Annotated in this window: 19 protein-coding genes; 9 read left to right on the top strand and 10 right to left on the bottom strand. The window is 36.1% G+C overall.

Going from position 1 to position 18841, the window contains the following annotated elements; all coding sequences use genetic code 11:
• Positions 1 to 229: 229 nt before the first annotated feature.
• Positions 230 to 1003 carry a hypothetical protein gene (locus DF281_RS03490; protein ID WP_240605503.1) on the bottom strand — a complete coding sequence of 258 codons (774 nt, stop codon included), beginning with the start codon at positions 1001 to 1003 and terminating at the stop codon, positions 230 to 232.
• 216 nt (positions 1004 to 1219) lie between these two features.
• On the opposite strand from DF281_RS03490, the gene DF281_RS03485 reads away from it, so the two are divergent.
• Entirely contained in the window at positions 1220 to 2389 is a 1170-nt protein-coding gene (locus DF281_RS03485; protein ID WP_109348856.1) for an FtsW/RodA/SpoVE family cell cycle protein, read from the top strand.
• Between the two features lie 164 nt (positions 2390 to 2553).
• Here the strand turns inward: DF281_RS03485 and DF281_RS14670 are convergent, their stop codons facing one another.
• Positions 2554 to 2691 carry an Lmo0850 family protein gene (locus tag DF281_RS14670; protein WP_166636058.1) on the bottom strand — a complete coding sequence of 46 codons (138 nt, stop codon included), beginning with the start codon at positions 2689 to 2691 and terminating at the stop codon, positions 2554 to 2556.
• A 304-nt stretch (positions 2692 to 2995) separates the two neighbouring features.
• On the opposite strand from DF281_RS14670, the gene DF281_RS03480 reads away from it, so the two are divergent.
• The 4 genes from DF281_RS03480 (at position 2996) to DF281_RS03470 (ending at position 7118) form a co-directional block, all read left to right on the top strand.
• Entirely contained in the window at positions 2996 to 3310 is a 315-nt protein-coding gene (locus DF281_RS03480; RefSeq protein ID WP_109348855.1) for a metal-sensitive transcriptional regulator, read from the top strand.
• A gap of 12 nt (positions 3311 to 3322) precedes the next feature.
• Positions 3323 to 3532 carry a copper chaperone CopZ gene (gene copZ / locus DF281_RS14875; protein WP_115329404.1) on the top strand — a complete coding sequence of 70 codons (210 nt, stop codon included), beginning with the start codon at positions 3323 to 3325 and terminating at the stop codon, positions 3530 to 3532.
• Between the two features lie 78 nt (positions 3533 to 3610).
• Complete coding sequence (locus DF281_RS03475; protein ID WP_115329405.1) at positions 3611 to 5803, top strand: heavy metal translocating P-type ATPase; 2193 nt, start codon at positions 3611 to 3613, stop codon at positions 5801 to 5803.
• 145 nt (positions 5804 to 5948) lie between these two features.
• Entirely contained in the window at positions 5949 to 7118 is a 1170-nt protein-coding gene (locus DF281_RS03470) for an MFS transporter (RefSeq protein WP_109348854.1), read from the top strand.
• Between the two features lie 52 nt (positions 7119 to 7170).
• Here DF281_RS03470 and DF281_RS03465 read toward each other — a convergent pair whose 3' ends face one another.
• Positions 7171 to 8562: an L-cystine transporter gene (locus DF281_RS03465; protein WP_109348853.1), complete on the bottom strand. Its 1392-nt coding sequence runs from the start codon at positions 8560 to 8562 to the stop codon at positions 7171 to 7173.
• A gap of 161 nt (positions 8563 to 8723) precedes the next feature.
• On the opposite strand from DF281_RS03465, the gene cls reads away from it, so the two are divergent.
• The gene (gene cls, locus DF281_RS03460; RefSeq protein WP_109348852.1) at positions 8724 to 10190 is read left to right on the top strand and encodes a cardiolipin synthase; all 1467 of its coding nucleotides are present in this window, start codon (positions 8724 to 8726) and stop codon (positions 10188 to 10190) included.
• 96 nt (positions 10191 to 10286) lie between these two features.
• Here the strand turns inward: cls and DF281_RS03455 are convergent, their stop codons facing one another.
• From DF281_RS03455 to DF281_RS03440, 4 genes are all read right to left on the bottom strand, one after another.
• Positions 10287 to 11132, bottom strand: coding sequence for a M15 family metallopeptidase (locus DF281_RS03455; RefSeq protein WP_109348851.1), 846 nt, complete (start codon positions 11130 to 11132; stop codon positions 10287 to 10289).
• Between the two features lie 111 nt (positions 11133 to 11243).
• Positions 11244 to 11489, bottom strand: a complete 246-nt coding sequence (locus DF281_RS03450) for a hypothetical protein (RefSeq protein ID WP_109348850.1) — start codon at positions 11487 to 11489, stop codon at positions 11244 to 11246.
• Positions 11490 to 11610: 121 nt separating this feature from the next.
• Complete coding sequence (gene yidC / locus DF281_RS03445; RefSeq protein ID WP_109348849.1) at positions 11611 to 12495, bottom strand: membrane protein insertase YidC; 885 nt, start codon at positions 12493 to 12495, stop codon at positions 11611 to 11613.
• A gap of 84 nt (positions 12496 to 12579) precedes the next feature.
• The gene (locus tag DF281_RS03440; protein WP_109348848.1) at positions 12580 to 13365 is read right to left on the bottom strand and encodes an AraC family transcriptional regulator; all 786 of its coding nucleotides are present in this window, start codon (positions 13363 to 13365) and stop codon (positions 12580 to 12582) included.
• A gap of 444 nt (positions 13366 to 13809) precedes the next feature.
• Here DF281_RS03440 and DF281_RS03435 point away from each other — a divergent pair, with 444 nt between their 5' ends.
• Together DF281_RS03435 and DF281_RS03430 are read left to right on the top strand one after the other, a co-directional pair.
• On the top strand, positions 13810 to 14460 hold the full coding sequence (locus tag DF281_RS03435) for a LytTR family DNA-binding domain-containing protein (protein ID WP_109348847.1): 651 nt from the start codon (positions 13810 to 13812) through the stop codon (positions 14458 to 14460).
• A 327-nt stretch (positions 14461 to 14787) separates the two neighbouring features.
• Positions 14788 to 16305 carry a succinate CoA transferase gene (locus DF281_RS03430; RefSeq protein WP_109348846.1) on the top strand — a complete coding sequence of 506 codons (1518 nt, stop codon included), beginning with the start codon at positions 14788 to 14790 and terminating at the stop codon, positions 16303 to 16305.
• A 34-nt stretch (positions 16306 to 16339) separates the two neighbouring features.
• Here DF281_RS03430 and DF281_RS03425 read toward each other — a convergent pair whose 3' ends face one another.
• Both DF281_RS03425 and DF281_RS03420 read right to left on the bottom strand, forming a co-directional pair.
• Positions 16340 to 16867 (bottom strand): dihydrofolate reductase family protein, encoded by a 528-nt coding sequence (locus DF281_RS03425; protein WP_109348845.1) that lies wholly within the window; start codon positions 16865 to 16867, stop codon positions 16340 to 16342.
• A gap of 58 nt (positions 16868 to 16925) precedes the next feature.
• Positions 16926 to 17267 (bottom strand): hypothetical protein, encoded by a 342-nt coding sequence (locus DF281_RS03420; RefSeq protein WP_109348844.1) that lies wholly within the window; start codon positions 17265 to 17267, stop codon positions 16926 to 16928.
• Between the two features lie 448 nt (positions 17268 to 17715).
• On the opposite strand from DF281_RS03420, the gene DF281_RS03415 reads away from it, so the two are divergent.
• Positions 17716 to 18306, top strand: coding sequence for a TetR/AcrR family transcriptional regulator (locus DF281_RS03415; RefSeq protein ID WP_109348843.1), 591 nt, complete (start codon positions 17716 to 17718; stop codon positions 18304 to 18306).
• Here DF281_RS03415 and DF281_RS03410 read toward each other — a convergent pair whose 3' ends face one another.
• Positions 18307 to 18753 (bottom strand): DUF4064 domain-containing protein, encoded by a 447-nt coding sequence (locus tag DF281_RS03410; RefSeq protein ID WP_166636057.1) that lies wholly within the window; start codon positions 18751 to 18753, stop codon positions 18307 to 18309. It lies immediately after the preceding gene.
• Positions 18754 to 18841 lie beyond the last annotated feature (88 nt).

The following is an 18841-nucleotide window of genomic DNA, read 5'->3' as shown; positions in this document are numbered from 1 at the left end:
TAAAGTATTCTATTTTATTCGGACTTTGAAAATCATTGAATTTTAGTGGACGTGTTCAATTGCAAAAGGTTCCAAAAAAAACCTTTCATCATCATATACCCCGATTTCATTCATTCAAAATAATATTTCTATAATAGCACTATACCAATATCTTGGGCGGAAAAATCCAAAGAAAATGTTTAGTTTCATAGAAAAAAGGATGTTTCTTAAAAAACACCCTGTGAATTGATTATTTAGTCGTACTTTGTAATGTCTTTTCTGCCCCGTTTTTCAAGATATTATTTAGGTCATCCCAAATCTCATCCACAAAACTATATTCAGACACATTGCGCACTTCTAATACATATGCGACTTTCGGCTTCTCTATTCGATAAACTGAAATTAATGCGCCATCATTCAATTCTTCACGGAAATGATTACAATCATTTTCATTAAAAGTTGGTGCAATCGACATCGGTCTTCTACGCCAAAATGACGCTGCTCTCTCTTTTACTGAAATCAGATTATTAAAGACATTTACGATAATTCGAAAAATTTCTTCAACATCTCGCACATATACTTTCACCAATTTTTCATCCTTCGTTTCCAAATAGACGAAACGATTTTGTAATTGATGATAGAAAGGCGATCGAATCGGTTCTTTTTTATGCCCGATATATAATAATTCAGCTTGTTCTTGAGGTGTTAATAGATTTAATTTCTTTTCACTTTCAAAATCCATCCAACATAGATCCCGCTTCTGATCGCTTGCCATTTTAGCAAATTTCAATATTTCCTTTTGCTCTATAAAGGCTAGGCGTGTATGCATATTGAAAGAGCCATCTTCATCATTCGTTTGATGATGCTTTAACAACAATAAATTATCAAGCTGACCGACTGAAGAAACAAATTCTCGAGAGTTCAAGCCACTAAAAATAACAAACTGATTTAATTCGTTCGTATGTACATATAAATGTTTAATATAGTCATCTGCATTACGCATTTTTTTCGACAAGTCGATCACCTCTTTCTCTGAATTCTATTATATGTTGAAAATGTAAAATATGAAACATTTGTGATTTGTTTTCGTCACATCTTTGTTAAGAAGCGTGTTACAATAAACTACGTTGCATTTATCGATAAATTTCTCTCATACTGTTTAAAAACTGTGTGTTTGTGGAACTTCAATATAGATACATATTTTGTAACTTCTAGTTTAATCAAGTAAGGAGTTTGTTGAATGAAAATAAAAATAGATAGTAAAATCATTACGATTTTAGTCGTATTATGTGCCATTAGTTGTGCATTTATCTATACAGCTGTTGATGGCTCCAGTCAATACGACAATCCAAAAGGCTTTGTTATTAAGCAATTAGTCTTTTATGTGCTAGGAATTGTACTAATGATCGTCATTGCTCAAACAGATGTCAGCAAACTAAAGACAATTGCTTGGGGTATGTACATCGCTATTTTCATCGCGTTACTATTTTTAATAGTAGCTCCAGAAAGTATTGCGAAACCAGTCAATGAAGCGAAATCTTGGTACCAAATCCCATTTATCGGGACATTCCAACCATCCGAATTTATGAAGTTTGCCATATTAATTCTCACTGCTCATATCATTGTTAAACATAACGATAAATACCCAGTGAAATCAATCAAAATGGATTTTCTATTAATTGGTAAAATTCTATTGCTTGTATTACCACCAACATTGGTCGTATATAAACAACCAGATACAGGTATGATCATGCTTTACTTTGCTATGATTTTCCCAATGTTATTCTTCTCAAAAATATCTAAAAAAATATTATTACCGATTTTAGCCATCCCAGTAACCATCGTTAGTGTGATCGCGTATATTTACATTTTCATGAACGATTTTTTCCAAGACAATATTCTCTCTAAACTTTCACCCCACCAACAATCGCGTATTCGCGGTTGGTTAGATCCTTTCAGTTATGGTGACTCTGCTTACCAAACGAAGCAAGGGATTCTAGCGATTGGTTCTGGTAAAGAACTTGGAAAAGGTTTTGGTGGAAATGATGTGTATACACCGGAGAAACATACCGATTTCATTTTTGCGAACATCGCAGAGGAAATTGGCTTCATCGGCGCTTCATTCGTATTAATCATCTTATTCTTATTAATTTTCCGATTCGTTCAAATTTCATTATCAAATAAATCACAGTTCACAACTTTATTAACAGCCGGCATCATTAGTTTACTGGCATTCCAAATCTTCCAAAACGTCGGCATGACAATGGGTGTCCTTCCTGTAACAGGGGTTACACTTCCATTCCTAAGCTACGGTGGTAGTTCGCTACTATCAAACATGATGTTGATTGGGATTATGGCCGCCATCCAAAACGAGAATGGCGATTATATGTTTACAACTAAAGACGATTGATTTAGAGAAAGGGCCTCGTTCCCTTTCTCTTTTTTATGGTTCAATTTAATACAATTAACATAATAAACTTCAGAGCTTACAATACAAAAAGGAATCTTGCAAAAAGCGCAAGATTCCTATTGATCAATCATATGTATCTCTATACTAAACGAGGTTTCCCTCATTTAGTTATGAGCAGGTGGATTACTTTTCGGTGGTACTAGTGCATTAAGTAATTCCAGACGAGATTTGGTTGCTGTAGCCTTCACACCCATTTTTGATAAATTTAAAATGATCTTCGTTACATCTACTTCTCTCTTCATACTTTTACACCTCAACTAACGCATATTTTTTAAAACTAATATTTTTTAACTAAGTTGCAAATCTAAGCTAGTCCATACTTTATTTCCTCTTTATCATAACATTTTTCTTTTGCAATTTGTTTATCAATATTGTTACATCTCTAAATCTTTACATAATCTTTACATAGAAATAATCCATTATTTTATACACTTCTCTTAATAGATACCACGTTTTAAAGAAAATAAACCAAAAGATTTGCATACCCCCCATACGTATGTTAAAGTGGGTTCATATTCAAAATCCTAATCATAAGGAGTGAATGCGATGTCAACGATCCATGAATGTCACATAGATGAAGAGCGCAAAAGTCATCACCCCGAACACGTCAAAAAGAATCTAACAACTCGATTGAATCGAATCGAAGGTCAGATTAGAGGAATTAAGGGCATGGTCGAAAATGATGTGTATTGCGACGATATTATTACGCAATTATCTGCGACACAATCTGCGCTGAATTCGGTCGCAAAAGTTTTGTTCGAAGGTCATTTAAAAGGATGCGTCAAAACGCGACTTGCTGAAGGCGACGAAGAAATTTTAGATGAGCTAGTCGTTACAATGCAAAAACTAATGAAAAAATAAGGAGTGTTCAATATGTCAGAAAAAATTCAATTACAAGTAGAAGGTATGTCTTGTGGTCATTGTGTGAAAGCTGTAGAAAACGGTGTTGGTGAAATCAATGGTGTGGATTCAGTAAACGTCACTTTAGATCAAGGTTTAGTAGAAGTTCAATTTGATGCTTCAGCTACAAATGTCGATGCAATTAAAGAAGTCATCGAAGAAGAAGGCTATACAGTTAAATAAACTTTTACAGAGAGTGCTTAACTACTCTCTTTTATTTTCAAACTAACATACCCCCTATAGGTATAAAAGGAGTTGTAAATGATGGCAGAACAAAAAGAAGTACATTTAGATATACAAGGAATGACCTGCGCCGCTTGTTCAAATCGAATCGAACGTGGTTTGAACAAGATGGACGGTGTCGAAGCAAATATTAACTTAACACTTGAAACTGGTAAAGTCGCGATTAGTAACGATTTAACCGAGGAAGATATTATCAAAAAAATCCAAAGTCTTGGATATGATGCAGTCGTTCATCAAGAAGAACAAGAAGGACCGGATCATAAACAACTTGAAATTAAACGAAAAACAACGCAATTAATCGTTTCAGCTATTTTTGCTTTACCATTATTGTGGACAATGGTTTCCCATTTCTCATTCACATCTGGATTATATGTACCAGATTTATTCATGAACCCTTATATGCAATGGGCTTTAGCTTCAGTCGTTCAATTCGTCATCGGCTGGCAATTTTACAAAGGCGCATACTTTGCACTTCGTAATAAAAGTGCCAACATGGACGTTCTAATCGTCTTAGGTACTTCCGCTGCTTATTTCTACAGCGTTTACGTCGTATTAAGCAACCGCGAGCATATCGCAATGGGCGGTTCACATTTAGATTTATATTTTGAAACGAGTGCCGTATTAATTACATTGATCTTATTAGGTAAATTATTTGAAGCTCGTGCAAAAGGTCATTCTTCAGATGCGATTAAAAAACTATTAAATCTTCAACCAAAAACAGCATTCGTTGAACGTGATGGTGTTATGACAGAAATCGACGCGAAAGATGTCGTACTTGGCGATATTCTAGTCATCCGCCCAGGGAGTTCCATTCCTGTCGATGCTGAAGTTGTGTCAGGTTCTTCCGCTGTGGATGAATCGATGCTGACAGGTGAAAGTATTCCTGTGGATAAAGAAATCGGCTCAAAAGTATTCGCAGCAACAGTGAATAGTAACGGTACATTACGCGTGAAAGCTACAAGCGTTGGCAGTCATACTATATTATCAAGCATTATTAAAGTTGTAGAAGAAGCTCAAGGTTCAAAAGCGCCAATTCAAAGATTAGCCGATCAAATTTCAGGTATTTTCGTTCCAATAGTCGTTGGTATTGCTGCATTAACATTTATCATCACGTACTTCTTCGTCGGTGCTGAATTCGTGACAGCTTTAGAAAATACAATCGCTGTTCTCGTAATCGCTTGTCCATGTGCATTAGGATTAGCTACACCTACCTCAATCATGGCTGGTTCTGGCCGCGCCGCTGAAATGGGTGTACTTTTCAAAACGGCTGAAGCACTTGAACAAACAAGAGCTGTAGAAACAATTATTTTCGATAAAACAGGTACGATTACAAAAGGTAAACCCGTGATCACAAATTTCTATGTTAATCGTGCATTCGATGAACAAGAAGTGATTCGCTTAATCGCTCAAGCTGAAAAATCTTCAGAACATCCACTTGCTCAAGCGATTGTACAATTCGCTGAAAAACATACGACAATCAAAGCTGCTACAAACTTCAAAGCAGTTGCAGGTCATGGTATTGAAGCTGAAATTGATGGTAAATCGATTATTGTTGGTACACCACGTTTATTCGAAAAACATCAAATTGAATTAAGAGAAATTGAATCATTTGATGAACAAGGTAAAACGATTATGTATGGTGCAATTGATGGCGTACACGCCGCTACTTTGGCTGTGGCAGATGAAATCAAAGAAACTGCTCCTGAAGCAATCAAAGCGTTACATGATTTAGGCATTAAAACGGTCATGCTGACAGGTGATGCTGAAGCAGTGGCACAAAGTATCGCGGCACAAGTTGGCATTGATGAAGTCATCTCTGGTGTACTTCCTGCTGAAAAAGCAGATGTCGTGAAAAAATTACAACAACACGGCAAAGTCGCAATGGTCGGCGATGGTATTAATGATGCACCTGCATTAGCTACTGCCGATATCGGTATTGCGATGGGTACAGGTACAGATGTTGCGATTGAAGCAGCAGATATTACGATCATGCAAGGTGACTTACTTCGCGTAGTTTCTGCAGTGAAAATGAGCCAAGCAACCGTGCGAAATATTAAGCAAAACCTTTTTTGGGCATTGGCTTATAATTCAATCGGTATTCCAATCGCAGCAGCAGGATTCCTCGCTCCATGGTTAGCCGGAGCAGCGATGGCATTCAGTTCCGTATCCGTTGTATTAAATGCACTACGACTTCAAAGAACAAAACTATAAGACAACTTTTGAGAGGTTGGGTCATGTTCCCTCCCTCTCTTTTTTTGCACTTTAAATTGTCAAAAACTTTCAATATTTTTGCTATGTTCATAAAAGATATTTAGTATAGTAGTAATGATGTAATTAATCGAAAGAAGGGTCTTATATGAAAAAACCATTAATACTCTTGTTATCTGTACAATTTCTTGTCTATGTTGGATTTGGACTTATTATTCCTGTACTACCGCTAGTCATTACAGATCAAGGTTTTCACAATATCCATGTTGGCGGATTATTAACGATTTATTCTCTAGCAAGCTTCTTCACCGCTCCACTTTGGGGTAAACTGTCAGATCGCATGGGTAGAAAAAAGCTCATTTTAATCGGATTGATCGGCTTTGCTTCGAGCTTCTTAATTTTCGCAGCATTTTCTAGTTCATTAATTATGATGTATTTCGCACGTATCATTGGTGGACTATTCTCTGGCGCACTTTATACAGCTGTCACAGGTTTCATCGGAGATATGTCTACGAATGAAAACCGCAATAAATACATGGGCTTCATGGGTATGTCGATCGGACTTGGCTTCATCTTCGGCCCTGCACTTGGTGGATTACTAAGTACGATTAGCATTAACACGCCATTCTATGTAGCATCTGGATTACTATTCGCCCTTTGCATTTATGCAGCTGCCGTTTTAAAAGAACCAGAACGCACTGGCGAAGCAGATAAACGCGCGCTCTTACCTGAAGGCGCAACTACATTATTAAAATACCGTGTGAGATATTTATTCCTATTCTCATTCATCGTTACTTTCCTATTAGCAGGTGTGGAATCAACTTTACAACTATTCCAAATGGATAAAATCAATATTACTGCCGCTCAACTTGGCTCACTTTTCTTATTTAGTGGATTCGTCGATTTCCTAGTTCAAGGCGGTGTCGTAAGAAAAGTAAAACACGGTCAAGAATGGAAATGGATCATCGGCGCTCAATTCATTACTGCATTAGGTTTGGCATTATTCCCGTTCACAAGCAGCCTAGCATTCGCAGGATTCGCCCTTTGCGTCTTCACAGCAGGTAATGCTTTAGCAAGAACATTAATTACTTCACTCGCTTCCAAAGAGTCTGGTGGTCGTTACGGAACTGCTGCTGGGTTAAGTTATTCGATGGACAATCTTGGACGAATCATTGGCCCAATGTTCTTCACATGGGTATTCACGATGCGACCAGATTTCCCATATGTCATCGCAGCTTCACTCGCACTACTTTCAATTACAGTTATTTTAATCTTTAAATCAAGTAAGAAAACGCCACCTACAGTTTCAGAACAATAAGAAAAAGGATGAATCGCATAATTTGCGACTCATCCTTTTTTGTCTTAATGAATTAAACTTCAGCTAAATCCTGTTGTTCTTTTGAGTTGAATGTTTCTTTATCTAACTCACCAGTTGTACGTGCTGTTGTAACACCCGCAACCATTGAACCACTTACGTTTAATGCAGTACGACCCATGTCGATTAGAGGTTCTACAGTGATTAGTACACCCGCTAAAGCGACTGGTAAGTTCATTGATGAAAGAACGATGATTGCTGCGAATGTAGCACCGCCACCAACTCCTGCAACACCGAATGAACTAATTGCTACTACCGCAATTAATGTAGCGATGAAACTTGGATCAAGTGGATTAATACCTACTGTTGGCGCGATCATTACCGCTAACATTGCAGGATATACACCCGCACATCCGTTTTGACCAATTGATACACCGAATGAACCAGCGAAGTTTGCGATTGCATCTGGTACGCCTAGGCGCTTCGTTTGCGTTTGAATATTTAATGGTAATGCACCTGCACTTGATCTAGAAGTGAAGGCGAATAATAATACTGGAGCCGCCTTTTTCAAGTAAGTTACTGGGCTTACACCAGTTAAAGCTACGATAATTAAATGTACGATGAACATCGCAATTAATGCTACGTAAGACGCGATGACGAATTTACCCATATTGTAAATGGCACCGAAATCAGATGTCGCAATTGTTGAAGTCATGATTGCTAAAATACCGAATGGCGTTAAGCGTAAAACGATTTTCACGATGTGCATAACTAAAGCGTAAATCGCATCGATCCCCGTTTTAATTAAATCAGCTGTTTTTTCATCCTTACGGCGTACGCCTAAGTATGCGAAGCCGATGAATGCAGCGAAGATTACAACACCGATTGTAGATGTTGCACGAGCGCCTGTTAAATCTAAAAATGGGTTAGCTGGTAGTAAATCTAAAATTTGCTGTGGCATTGTACGTTCGCCCATATCTTCTGAACGTTGTACGATTTCATCTCCACGCGCTTGTTCTGCACTACCATTCATTAATGATGATGCATCTAAGTTGAAGCCTGAAGCTGAAGCGATACCAATTGCTGCTGAAATTGCTGTTGTTCCGACAAGCATGATCAGGATAATTCCTGCCATCTTCCCGAAGTTTTTACCGATGATTACTTTTGTAAATGCCGCAATAATTGAGATAAATACTAGTGGCATTGCAACCATTTGAAGTAACTTCACATAACCAGAACCAATAATGCTAAACCAAGCAGTTGACTGGGTTACGATATTTGAAGATGCTCCGTAAGTAAAATGTAGAACTAAACCGAATACAATACCAAGCCCCAAACCTGCAAATACACGTTTTGAAAATGATATATGTTTTTTGTTCATTACGATCAAGGCTGCGATTAATATTAGTAGAACCGCAATATTAACGATAATTAAAAATAAATCCATTCCAATTCCTCCTAAAATGTTAAATAAATAAGTACAAGCCAAATAATAATATAACAATTCCTATCGGTCAAGTATGTTTTAACGAAAACACCGAATTATATTTTTAACTACCGATGGAATAGGCTATACTTATAAATGAACAATGGGAGGAGGAATATAGGTTGGTCAATGATACTGCCCATATTATTTCATATAGCGTTTCCATCGCCTTATTTTTTAATATTATTCTAGCTTTAGCTATCATTTTTTTAGAAAGGCGAGAATCTTCTTCAACTTGGGCTTGGTTGCTCGTCATGTTTTTCATCCCTGTCGTTGGATTCGTCCTCTATTTATTACTAGGTCGACAGATGAGAAAGAAGCATCTATTCCGTTGGGAAGGTCGCAAAAAGATCGGCATCGATTCACTGGTCGATTTTCAAATTGAATCCATTAAAAAAGGTTCTTTCGAATACAAGCTGAATGATGTAGCTTCTAGACATAAAGAACTTATTTATATGCAATTATTATCTGGTCATTCCGTACTTACACAAGATAATCACGTCGAAATTTTTGATGATGGCCAAGAGAAATTTGATGAATTATTACATGATATCCATCATGCAAAAAACCATATTCACGTGCAGTATTATATTTTCAAACTCGATCGACTAGGTACACGGATTTTAGATGCATTAATTGAAAAAGCAAAACAAGGTGTGCAAATCCGAATTCTCTATGATGAGATGGGGTCCCGTGGTGTTCATAAGCGTGACTTCAAAGAACTTATCAAACTTGGTGGAGAAGTTGAAGTATTCTTCCCTTCCATCTTGCCACTAATCAATCCGCGTATGAATTATCGAAATCACCGTAAACTTGTACTAGTAGACGGACGTATTGGTTATATTGGCGGATTTAATGTCGGAGATGAATACTTGGGATTAAAGGAAAAGTTCGGTTATTGGCGCGATACACATCTTCGAATCGAAGGTAGTTCCGTCCATCCACTTCAAACACGCTTTTTACTAGATTGGAATCAAGCATCTGATCGAAAAGATTTAGTTTATGAAGATAAATTCTTCCCTACATTTTCACGAAAAGGTGATACGGCCATCCAAATCGTCTCTTCTGGACCCGACTCACAGTGGGAATCAATCAAAAATGGCTACATCAAAATGATTAATATGGCGAAAAAATACGTCTATATTCAAACGCCTTATTTCATTCCTGATGATGCTTTCATGAACGCAGTGAAGATTGCTTGTTTATCCGGCATTGATGTCCGCATCATGATACCAAACAAGCCTGATCACCTGTTCGTCTACTGGGCGACTTACTACCATGTTGGTATATTACTTGATGCAGGCGCACGCATTTATATTTACGACAATGGTTTCTTACACGCCAAAATGATTGTCATTGATGACGAAGTCGCTTCAGTCGGTACAGCAAATATCGATTCACGAAGCTTCAAACTAAACTTTGAAGTAAATGCCTTTATTTATGATAAGGCAGTGTCTCGCAAACTAGCCGAGCTATTCGAAAAAGATAAAATGTACTCTACTGAATTAACGAAGGAAAAATATGAAAATCGTTCTACTAAAATCAAAATTAAAGAGTCGATTTCAAGATTACTATCTCCAATTTTATAAAACAAAAGCCATGCAGCTTGAGTCTGCATGGCTTTTCATTTTGAGTTTTAGAAATATCGAATGCTTTCAGCCAACAATTGGTGCAGAGCTACCCACTTAGCCTTTAACACCTAAATATTCCTCAAGTGTTGAGTTATTATTATAAATTTCAGTAGCGATTTTTTTGCCCACATAGCGGAAATGCCAAGATTCATATTGATACCCTGTTACTTTTTCTTTCCCCTGTGGATAACGCATAATAAAACCGGCTTCATGTGCGTGTTTTGCCAACCATTTGCCCGCTTTTGTCTCACCGAATCGGTCATCTGCATAGTCTCCAGGATTGCCTACTTCACCAATGTCGAAAGCAAGTCCAGTCTGATGCTCTGAAAACCCTGGTCGCGCACTATAACGATCTGCAGCATCTGCCCCATCTCGGTTTACGTAATTATTATAAAGTTCTACTTGGCGATCATATGATCGATACGTACTAAATGCATCAAATTCAAATCCAGCTTTTTTCGCAATGGCATTTAATTCATTGAACGCTTGTCTCGCTTCAGCGCTTTCACCAGGAGTAAATGTTTTTGGCATTGGGAATACTTTATTCGCAATCAAAATTCCATTTACACAAGTTTCGTATTTAGGTGTTTCTTTACCAATAATATATCCGCCAGCATCTCGCTCCCCAGAACTATTATGACTCGCACCTTCACTTGTATCTTTTCCACAAGCTTTAATATTCGATTCACTTGTTTCCTTCGTTTTTTCAGGCTCTTTTGCTGTTTCTTTTTCAGTAGCATTTTGTTGTTCAGAAACATCATTGGTTTTATCAATTTTCTGCTGCTCTGATGTGTCAGTTGTTTTATCAACTTTTTGCTCAACTTCGCTGCATCCAGCTAATAATAACGTGCCTACTAATAGAACATTTCCTGCTAAAAACGGGAATGTCTTTTTACTCATACTTCGTTCACTCCTTCTTACTTTGGTACTCATTTCATTGCATTTACTTTTACGATTTCGCATAAAAAAAGCATATACTCTAATAAGTATACACTCAATTAAGACGGTTTTTTACATAAAAAGGTTCACACATAATACTGCTAGAGATGCTACACCAAAGAATACTGATAAATTTCTCATCCATTTAGATTCTTTTTCATAACCTTTAGTTGCCATATCTTTCGCTCTAACGGCGTTTGTTAATGTAAACATTACTGTAATACAGAATACTGCCCAGTTGAAGTTCTTCATGACCATGAAGATCACGGCTAAAATACTTGTTGCTACAACTGCAACTCCTGAAATAATTTTCGTCAATTTCATTCCCCTTTTCCGCATAAATAAAAAGGACCGTCACAAAATCTAGTTACGATCTAATTAAGTAAAAACCCAACCAGATATGACTATTTTCAATGACAGTACCTTTTTATGTAACATATTATTTATTCTTTTTTTGTGCTTTTGCAGCTTTTTCAGCTGGTGTTAATTTGCGTTTTTCTGCTGGTTCCTCTGGTTCAGGATCTGCTTCTTTACCGCCGAATAATTTCTTCTTCGGTTCATCGACTTTACCTTCTGGAACTGGAGGTGGATACAGCTTACGCCCGATCATTGTTTGTAGTACTAATAACGCACCACTCACTGACCAGTATAATGGAAGTGCAGCCATACTTGTGTAAGAAATAAACATAATCATGATTGGAGATAAATACATCATGAATTTCATTTGTTTCTTTTGTTGCTCTGGAACTGTCCATAATGAAACTTGTGCTTGGAAGAAGTAAACCGCACCGGCAATTAAAGTCATCGCGATATCTGGATCACCTAACTTAAACCATAAGAAATGATGCGCTTGAACTTCCTCTGAATAACGAATTGCATAATATAAACCCATGATGATTGGCATTTGAATAATCATCGGTAAGCAACCCATATTTAAAGGATTGACACCATGCTTCTTATAAAGACCCATCATCTCTTGTTGAAGAACCATTTGCTCTTCTTTTGACTTAGCCTGCTTTAATTTCTTTTGGATTGAGTCCATTTCCGGCTTCAGTTTGTCCATCTTAGATTTCATACCTTGCTGATTTTTATAGTTCTTAATCATAAACGGCATTAAAACAAGACGTACTAAAACTGTGATAATGATGATTGCTCCACCATAACCACCGTCAAGAACAGTGTTACCAAAGAAATCAATTAAAAACTCCATCGGTCTAACAAAAGTGTTGTAGAAAAAGCCTGTTTGGTTTTCTACAGCTTCACACCCAGCCAATAGGAAGGGCGCTAAACCGAGGATCGAAATTAATCCTAGTTTCTTCTTCAATATTTTCACCTACATCAATTTTTTAACTAAAGTGAATTATACAGTATTTCTGTACAACTAATCAAATCAAAGAAATATACAATTTCACAGATTTCGTTCCGGTAATTGGAAACGGAAATATTCATGCTCAATTTGATCTCTGAAATGTTTCGGTGTTAACCCTACATACTTCTTGAAAATACGTGTATAATAACTCTGGTTACAGAAATGGAATTGTTCAGAAATATTTGAGATACTCTTATTCGTGTGACGAAGATAATATTGAGATTCTTCTACACGACGCACATTTAAATATTCAACTAAAGTAATACCGACATGTTCTTTAAAAATACGTGACAGATGTGACGTACTAATCGAGAAATGTTGTGCAATGTCTTCCACAGATAAATCAGTTTCGACTTCATCATCGATATACATAATGACTTTATTTACTGTCTGATGTTTATATGACGGTTGCTTTCTTTCAGAAATTACATAGATATAAAATTCAATTAAATCATCTGCGAATTGTAAAAACTCCGCATCGTTCATGCGTTGGTCAATCATTTCCACACAAGCAGCATTAAATGCAAACGCTTTTTTGAATGGCGCTTGATTCTCAACTAATTTACGTGTTACTACTGATGACAATACTACAAAATAATGACGTATTGCTCTAAAGAAATGTTTACCAGATCGTTCTGAGAGAATATCAATTAGTTTTCCAAGCGTTTCTTTTGCCGCTTCTTCTTCTAATTGATAAATTTCTCGCACTAACTGCACTTCAATATCAAAAAATTTATCGATGCCATCGTAACGGTTCATCGTTTCAATTTCTTGAAAATAGCGTTTGGAAATTGCTTCTGAAATCGAATATTGGTGTTGTAGCATTAGCTTCCCCATCTTTCTTATATTTACGCATTTTGTAATAACCCACTTTATACTATATAACGAAAATAGTAATAAGAAAATAGTTTTATTCCTATAAAACAAAAAATTGTAAAATTTTATAAATTAGGTCGTTGTACTTAATTTCAAAAGAACTAATATACCTGTTTTTTATAAAAATTATACAATATTATTAATAAAAGGGAAAGACTATAATACTATATTTTTTTATTTTTTATTAATTTTTTTCACATTTAGCCTTACTTTTATTGCCAAGATATACGTATTTACAAGCATTTCCACGTTCACCTCTTTGACATATATAGGAAACGAATAGAATGTTCTGGGCTTCTTTACTTAATTTTCTCCTGAATCTATAGTAAAATGTTATAACAATGTGTAAAATAAGTTTTTGAGAAGAAAAGGAAAGAAACGAGGTATGAATTAATGGATCCAAGATCAATCGAGGAATTGATAGAGGTTATTAAGGAGTTTTTCCCGGACAATACATCAATCGTTGTATCTGATACTAAGGAATATCTTTACTATCAACCTAGTAAAAAAATCGATTTAAAAATCAAACCAGGTGATGCAATTCCAGAAGGTTCTGCAACACATAAGGCACTTGACTATGGTCAAAAAATCAATTCATTTATCGAACCAGATGTTTTCGGTGTACCATACTACGGCATGTCTATTCCACTAATGGAAGAGGGCGAAGCGAAGGGTGCAATCACTGCAGTATTCCCGCAAAAGCCATCACCATTCTTAACAAATTACATCACGATTAAAATTGATGATTGCTGGTATCCAGTAAAACACGATGAGGTAATTTACTTAGAGACTCAACTTCGCAAAACTTTTGTGAAGACAATGTCTAAAGAAGGTTATCACCGTTTGAACTTAAGTGATTTAGAATTATTCTTATCACCTGATACTTTCATTCGTTGTCACCGTTCTTATATCGTAAATATTGATTTCATCGATGAAATTCAACCAGATTCACATTCAACATTCTTATTAATCATGAAAGACGGTACAAGAATCCCAGTGAGCCAACGCTACGCTAGTTACTTCCGTCGTTCATTAGGTTTTTAATTTATACGATTTATACAGAAAGTGTCGGTACATTACCGACACTTTCTTTTTTTATGTCAAATGTCCATTTCTAATCCGCTGCTAAAGGTCGACTTTAAAATCAACTTAAAAATAAAACTTTTTATATCTTTAGTGATTTATCCCCTATCATTGATACATTTATGACTTTTCATTTTCTATTTAAAGCAACTATTTTCCTTTTAAAACGTTTTTTAAACCTTTTCATGCACGACCTAAACTATATGTGACAATTTAGTGATAAAATTTTTTGGTACAACTGATTTCAAAAGTAATTAAATTATTTATATATTGAAGGGAAGTATTTTCATGTCTGCAAAAGTTGAAGAAAGATTACGCTATAATGCATTAGCTGACAAAGTGATGTCTGCAAAAGATGCTGCTTCTATTATCACAGATGGTATGACACTAGGTTTAAGTGGGTTCACTCGTGCTGGAGACGCAAAAGCGATTCCGATGGCATTAGTTGATCGCGCTAACGCTGGAGAAAAATTCAAAGTAAATGTCTTTACAGGAGCTTCTTTAGGTTCTGATATCGACGCTTTAATGTCTGATGCTGGAATCGTAAACAAACGCTTACCATTCCAATTAGACCGCACAATGCGTGGCCATATTAATAAACAAGATATGTATTTTGTCGACCAACATTTATCTGTAACGGCTGAATATCTTCGTCAAAATGCGATCGATCCAATCGATGTAGCAATTGTTGAAGCTGTAGCAATTACTGAAGATGGTTTATTAATTCCAACTACTTCTGTTGGTAACTCACCAATCTATGTTCAAACAGCGAAGAAAGTAATCGTAGAACTAAACTTAGCTTCTTATGAACAATTAGAAGGCATTCATGATATTTACGTACCTGAAGCACAAGGTCAACGCGGTGCAATTCCTTTACTTAGCGCTTCTGATCGCATCGGTTCAATCGGTATTCCATTGGATCCTGAAAAAGTAGCAGCAATCGTTTTAACTGATCAAGTGGATACGCCAACTTCAATGACTGCAATCGATGATGAAACACAACAAATCGCTGATAACATCATTGACTTCCTTCGTAACGAGGTTAAAGAAGGTCGCTTAACAGATACATTAGCACCTCTTCAATCGGGTGTAGGTTCCGTTGCTAATGCTGTTTTAGGTGGTATGGTAAATTCTGAATTTAAAGATTTAGAAGTATATTCTGAAGTACTACAAGATTCTGTCTTCGATTTAATCGATGCTGGAAAAGTTAAATTTGCTTCAGGTTGTGCAACTTCACTTACAGCTGAAAAATTAGATTCGGTATTCGGTAACTTAGAGAAATATAAAGACAAACTTTGCCTACGCCCACAAGAGATTTCAAATCATCCTGAATTAGTTCGTCGTATGGGATTAATCGCTATGAATACTGCACTTGAATTCGATATTTACGGCAACGTAAACTCAACTCACGTAGCAGGTAATAAAATGATGAACGGAATAGGTGGTTCTGGTGACTTCGCTCGTGCTGCACGTATTTCGATCTTCATTACAAAATCATATGCTAAAGAAGGTAAAATTTCTTCAATCGTGCCATTCGTATCTCACGTAGATCACAATGAACATGATGTAGATGTTGTTGTAACAGAGCAAGGTTTAGCAGATTTACGTGGATTAGCTCCTCGCCAACGTGCAGAATTAATCATCGAAAACTGTGTACACCCTGCTTATAAACCTGCCTTACGTGCGTATGTTGAAGAAGCAAATACTCGTGGCGGTCATACACCTCACGTATTAGAAAAAGCTTTATCATTCCACACAAACTTAGCTAAATATGGTCAAATGATTGCTCCGGAAGACGCAGAGTAAATCGTAAATAAAAAGCTGCCCTCGGGCAGCTTTTTTATTGTCGTTTATAAATGGTTGTTATCATACCGTTTTTGCAATTACTTGAACTAGCTTTAAGTTTTACTGGCTCTTCCATCTCATTGAAAAGAGGGATGCCTTTTCCTAAAATAATCGGAATCAATGTAATTTGGTATTCATCTATTAAATTAGCTTCTACTAATGCTTGAATTACGCCATTCCCACCGATAATCCAAATATTAGAACCTGCTTCCGCCTTCAATTTCTTCACTAACTCGATGATACTGCCTGCTACAAAGTGACAGTTTTCTCTTTTGTCCGCTTCTCTACTCGTCATAATATAAGATGTCGCATCTTCATAAGGATACATATCTAGGGATAACTCGGTCGTTATTTGATCATATGTCGTTCTTCCCATTATTACTGTATCCACACTGTCATAAAATTGTTCATAACTAGTGTCTGCTTCAGTCATTTCCACATCTTCCAACCAGCTGATACTGCCATCCTCTTTTGCGATGTAACCATCCACACTTGTCGCGATATATAATATTACTTTTCTCAAATGAATCCCTCCTAAAAAAACTCCCCCTAAAAAGGAGGAGTTTCAAGTTCATTAAGCGTTAGTTGTCACCTTGTTGAAGATTGCGTTTTGCATCAAGGCGTTCTTGTGCTTCTTCATTATAGTATTGTACTGAAGTTAGCGCACCTTCAGAAACCATGTCTTTTTCGTCTAAATGATAATCTTCATTTACATCTCCAGTTACTGTCGTATCTGAATTTGATGAATCAGTATTCGAACGATCTTGCAAATTTTGTTTTTGAGTTTCAATAAAGTCATTTACTTTAACTTTCGTGCTATTAAAAGCTTCAACCGCTTTGTCACGATTCTCTGGTTTCTTGAAATATGCATATGCTCCTGCTGCTAATCCTGCTAATAGTAATGATGTACTCTTTTTACCCATGTTCAATCATTCCTTCCAGATTTTTTATCTATAAAGTAACTATACCCAAAACACCTTTCAATCAATCGTTAAATCGATGTTATTAATATTACGTTTTAATTAAGAGAAAGTTTCATGGAAATATATATATCCATATTTTAGACATATCTCCATAAAATACACAAAAATCTATTGCATTCCTTAAAATAACTATTGTATACTAATTATAGGTTCTAAAGTTAGTGTACACTAACTTATAAAGAGAAATTTAGAACCTGTTTTTAGTGCAAACACACTAATTATTAATGGCTCATAAATATGCCATTCGTCAATACAAGCCCGTACCGTCAATACGGAAACTTGAAAAGATTAATCTTCGTCTAAGAGTGTAGCGGAAACTACTCTCTTTTTTTATTCCCATTTTTGAGCTATGATTACATAATAATGATTTACGTTTGGAGTGTATTCGATGAGTTCTCAAAAAATGTCTAAAGGCGACCTTACAAAACAACGAATTTTAGATGTTGCCCGTAACTTATTTTATAAGCAGGGATATGATTCAACATCCACTGCGCAAATTGCAAAGGAATCTAATATTTCCGAAGCTGCAATGTACAAATACTTTAAAGGTAAGAGTGCGCTACTAATCGCAAGTGTAGAACCAACTGTTTTATTCGAAAGAAGCAAAGAAGAATATGTTGCATTATCAAATAAAGAATTAGCGACACTTTGGGTCAATGATTTATTAGACAAAGTATTTGCTAACCGTCCACAGTTTACGATTTTATTCACAGAAGCTGTACGACATCCTGAAATTTCAGAACAATATATTAGCCATGTGTATAAACATTCGAATGGTGATTTAGAGATCGTCAAAAGAATGGATGCAGGCTTGATCCCTAAAACAGATTTAATCTTATTCCAAGTTGGTATGATTGGCTCTATTTTAGCGATGGTACAACATCTTTATATTTATAATGAAGATATGTGTTTTGAAAAAATCCCACCTGCTATACATTCGATCATTCTTCAACTCGTTGAAGGCGAATTAATTAAGTAACTATTCTTTCATTTCTTCGGAAGGTTTTCTAACGAAGAACATGATTGCAGCAATGTAAAATAGAATTGAAGTGATTGTAATAATACCTGCGAATATACCTGCAACGATCAATAGAATCCCTGTTAGCTGGGCTTTCTCTGGTTTAGAGCCTAAAATCATAGCGGCAATTCCAATTATAGTACTAATAATAAAGCATATAACTAAGATCCATCCGAAAGTCCCCATAAACGGTGAAACAGCGTCTAATAGAGATTGTAAATCTTCTGGCGTGACATTTTCAGTACCTGGGTCTTTCATTTCATTTTGAATGTTTGCAAAGTCATTTGCGAAGTTTGGATCATTTTTGATACCATTAAACCCTACTAAAAACAATCCACCTAGACCGATGGCAATCAAGTTACAAAGGATTCCGGCGATGCCAAAAACTTTTTCAACTGTTCTTTTCATTTTTTCATCTCCTTTTCCACACATTGATAATAATTCTACCGATTTTTAACTTTGATTTCCATTCATAGCCTAAATTAAAAAGAAGTAA

This window comes from Kurthia zopfii, assembly GCF_003143955.1.
Lineage (GTDB): Bacteria > Bacillota > Bacilli > Bacillales_A > Planococcaceae > Kurthia > Kurthia zopfii.
This window is presented reverse-complemented; position numbering and strand designations above follow the sequence as displayed.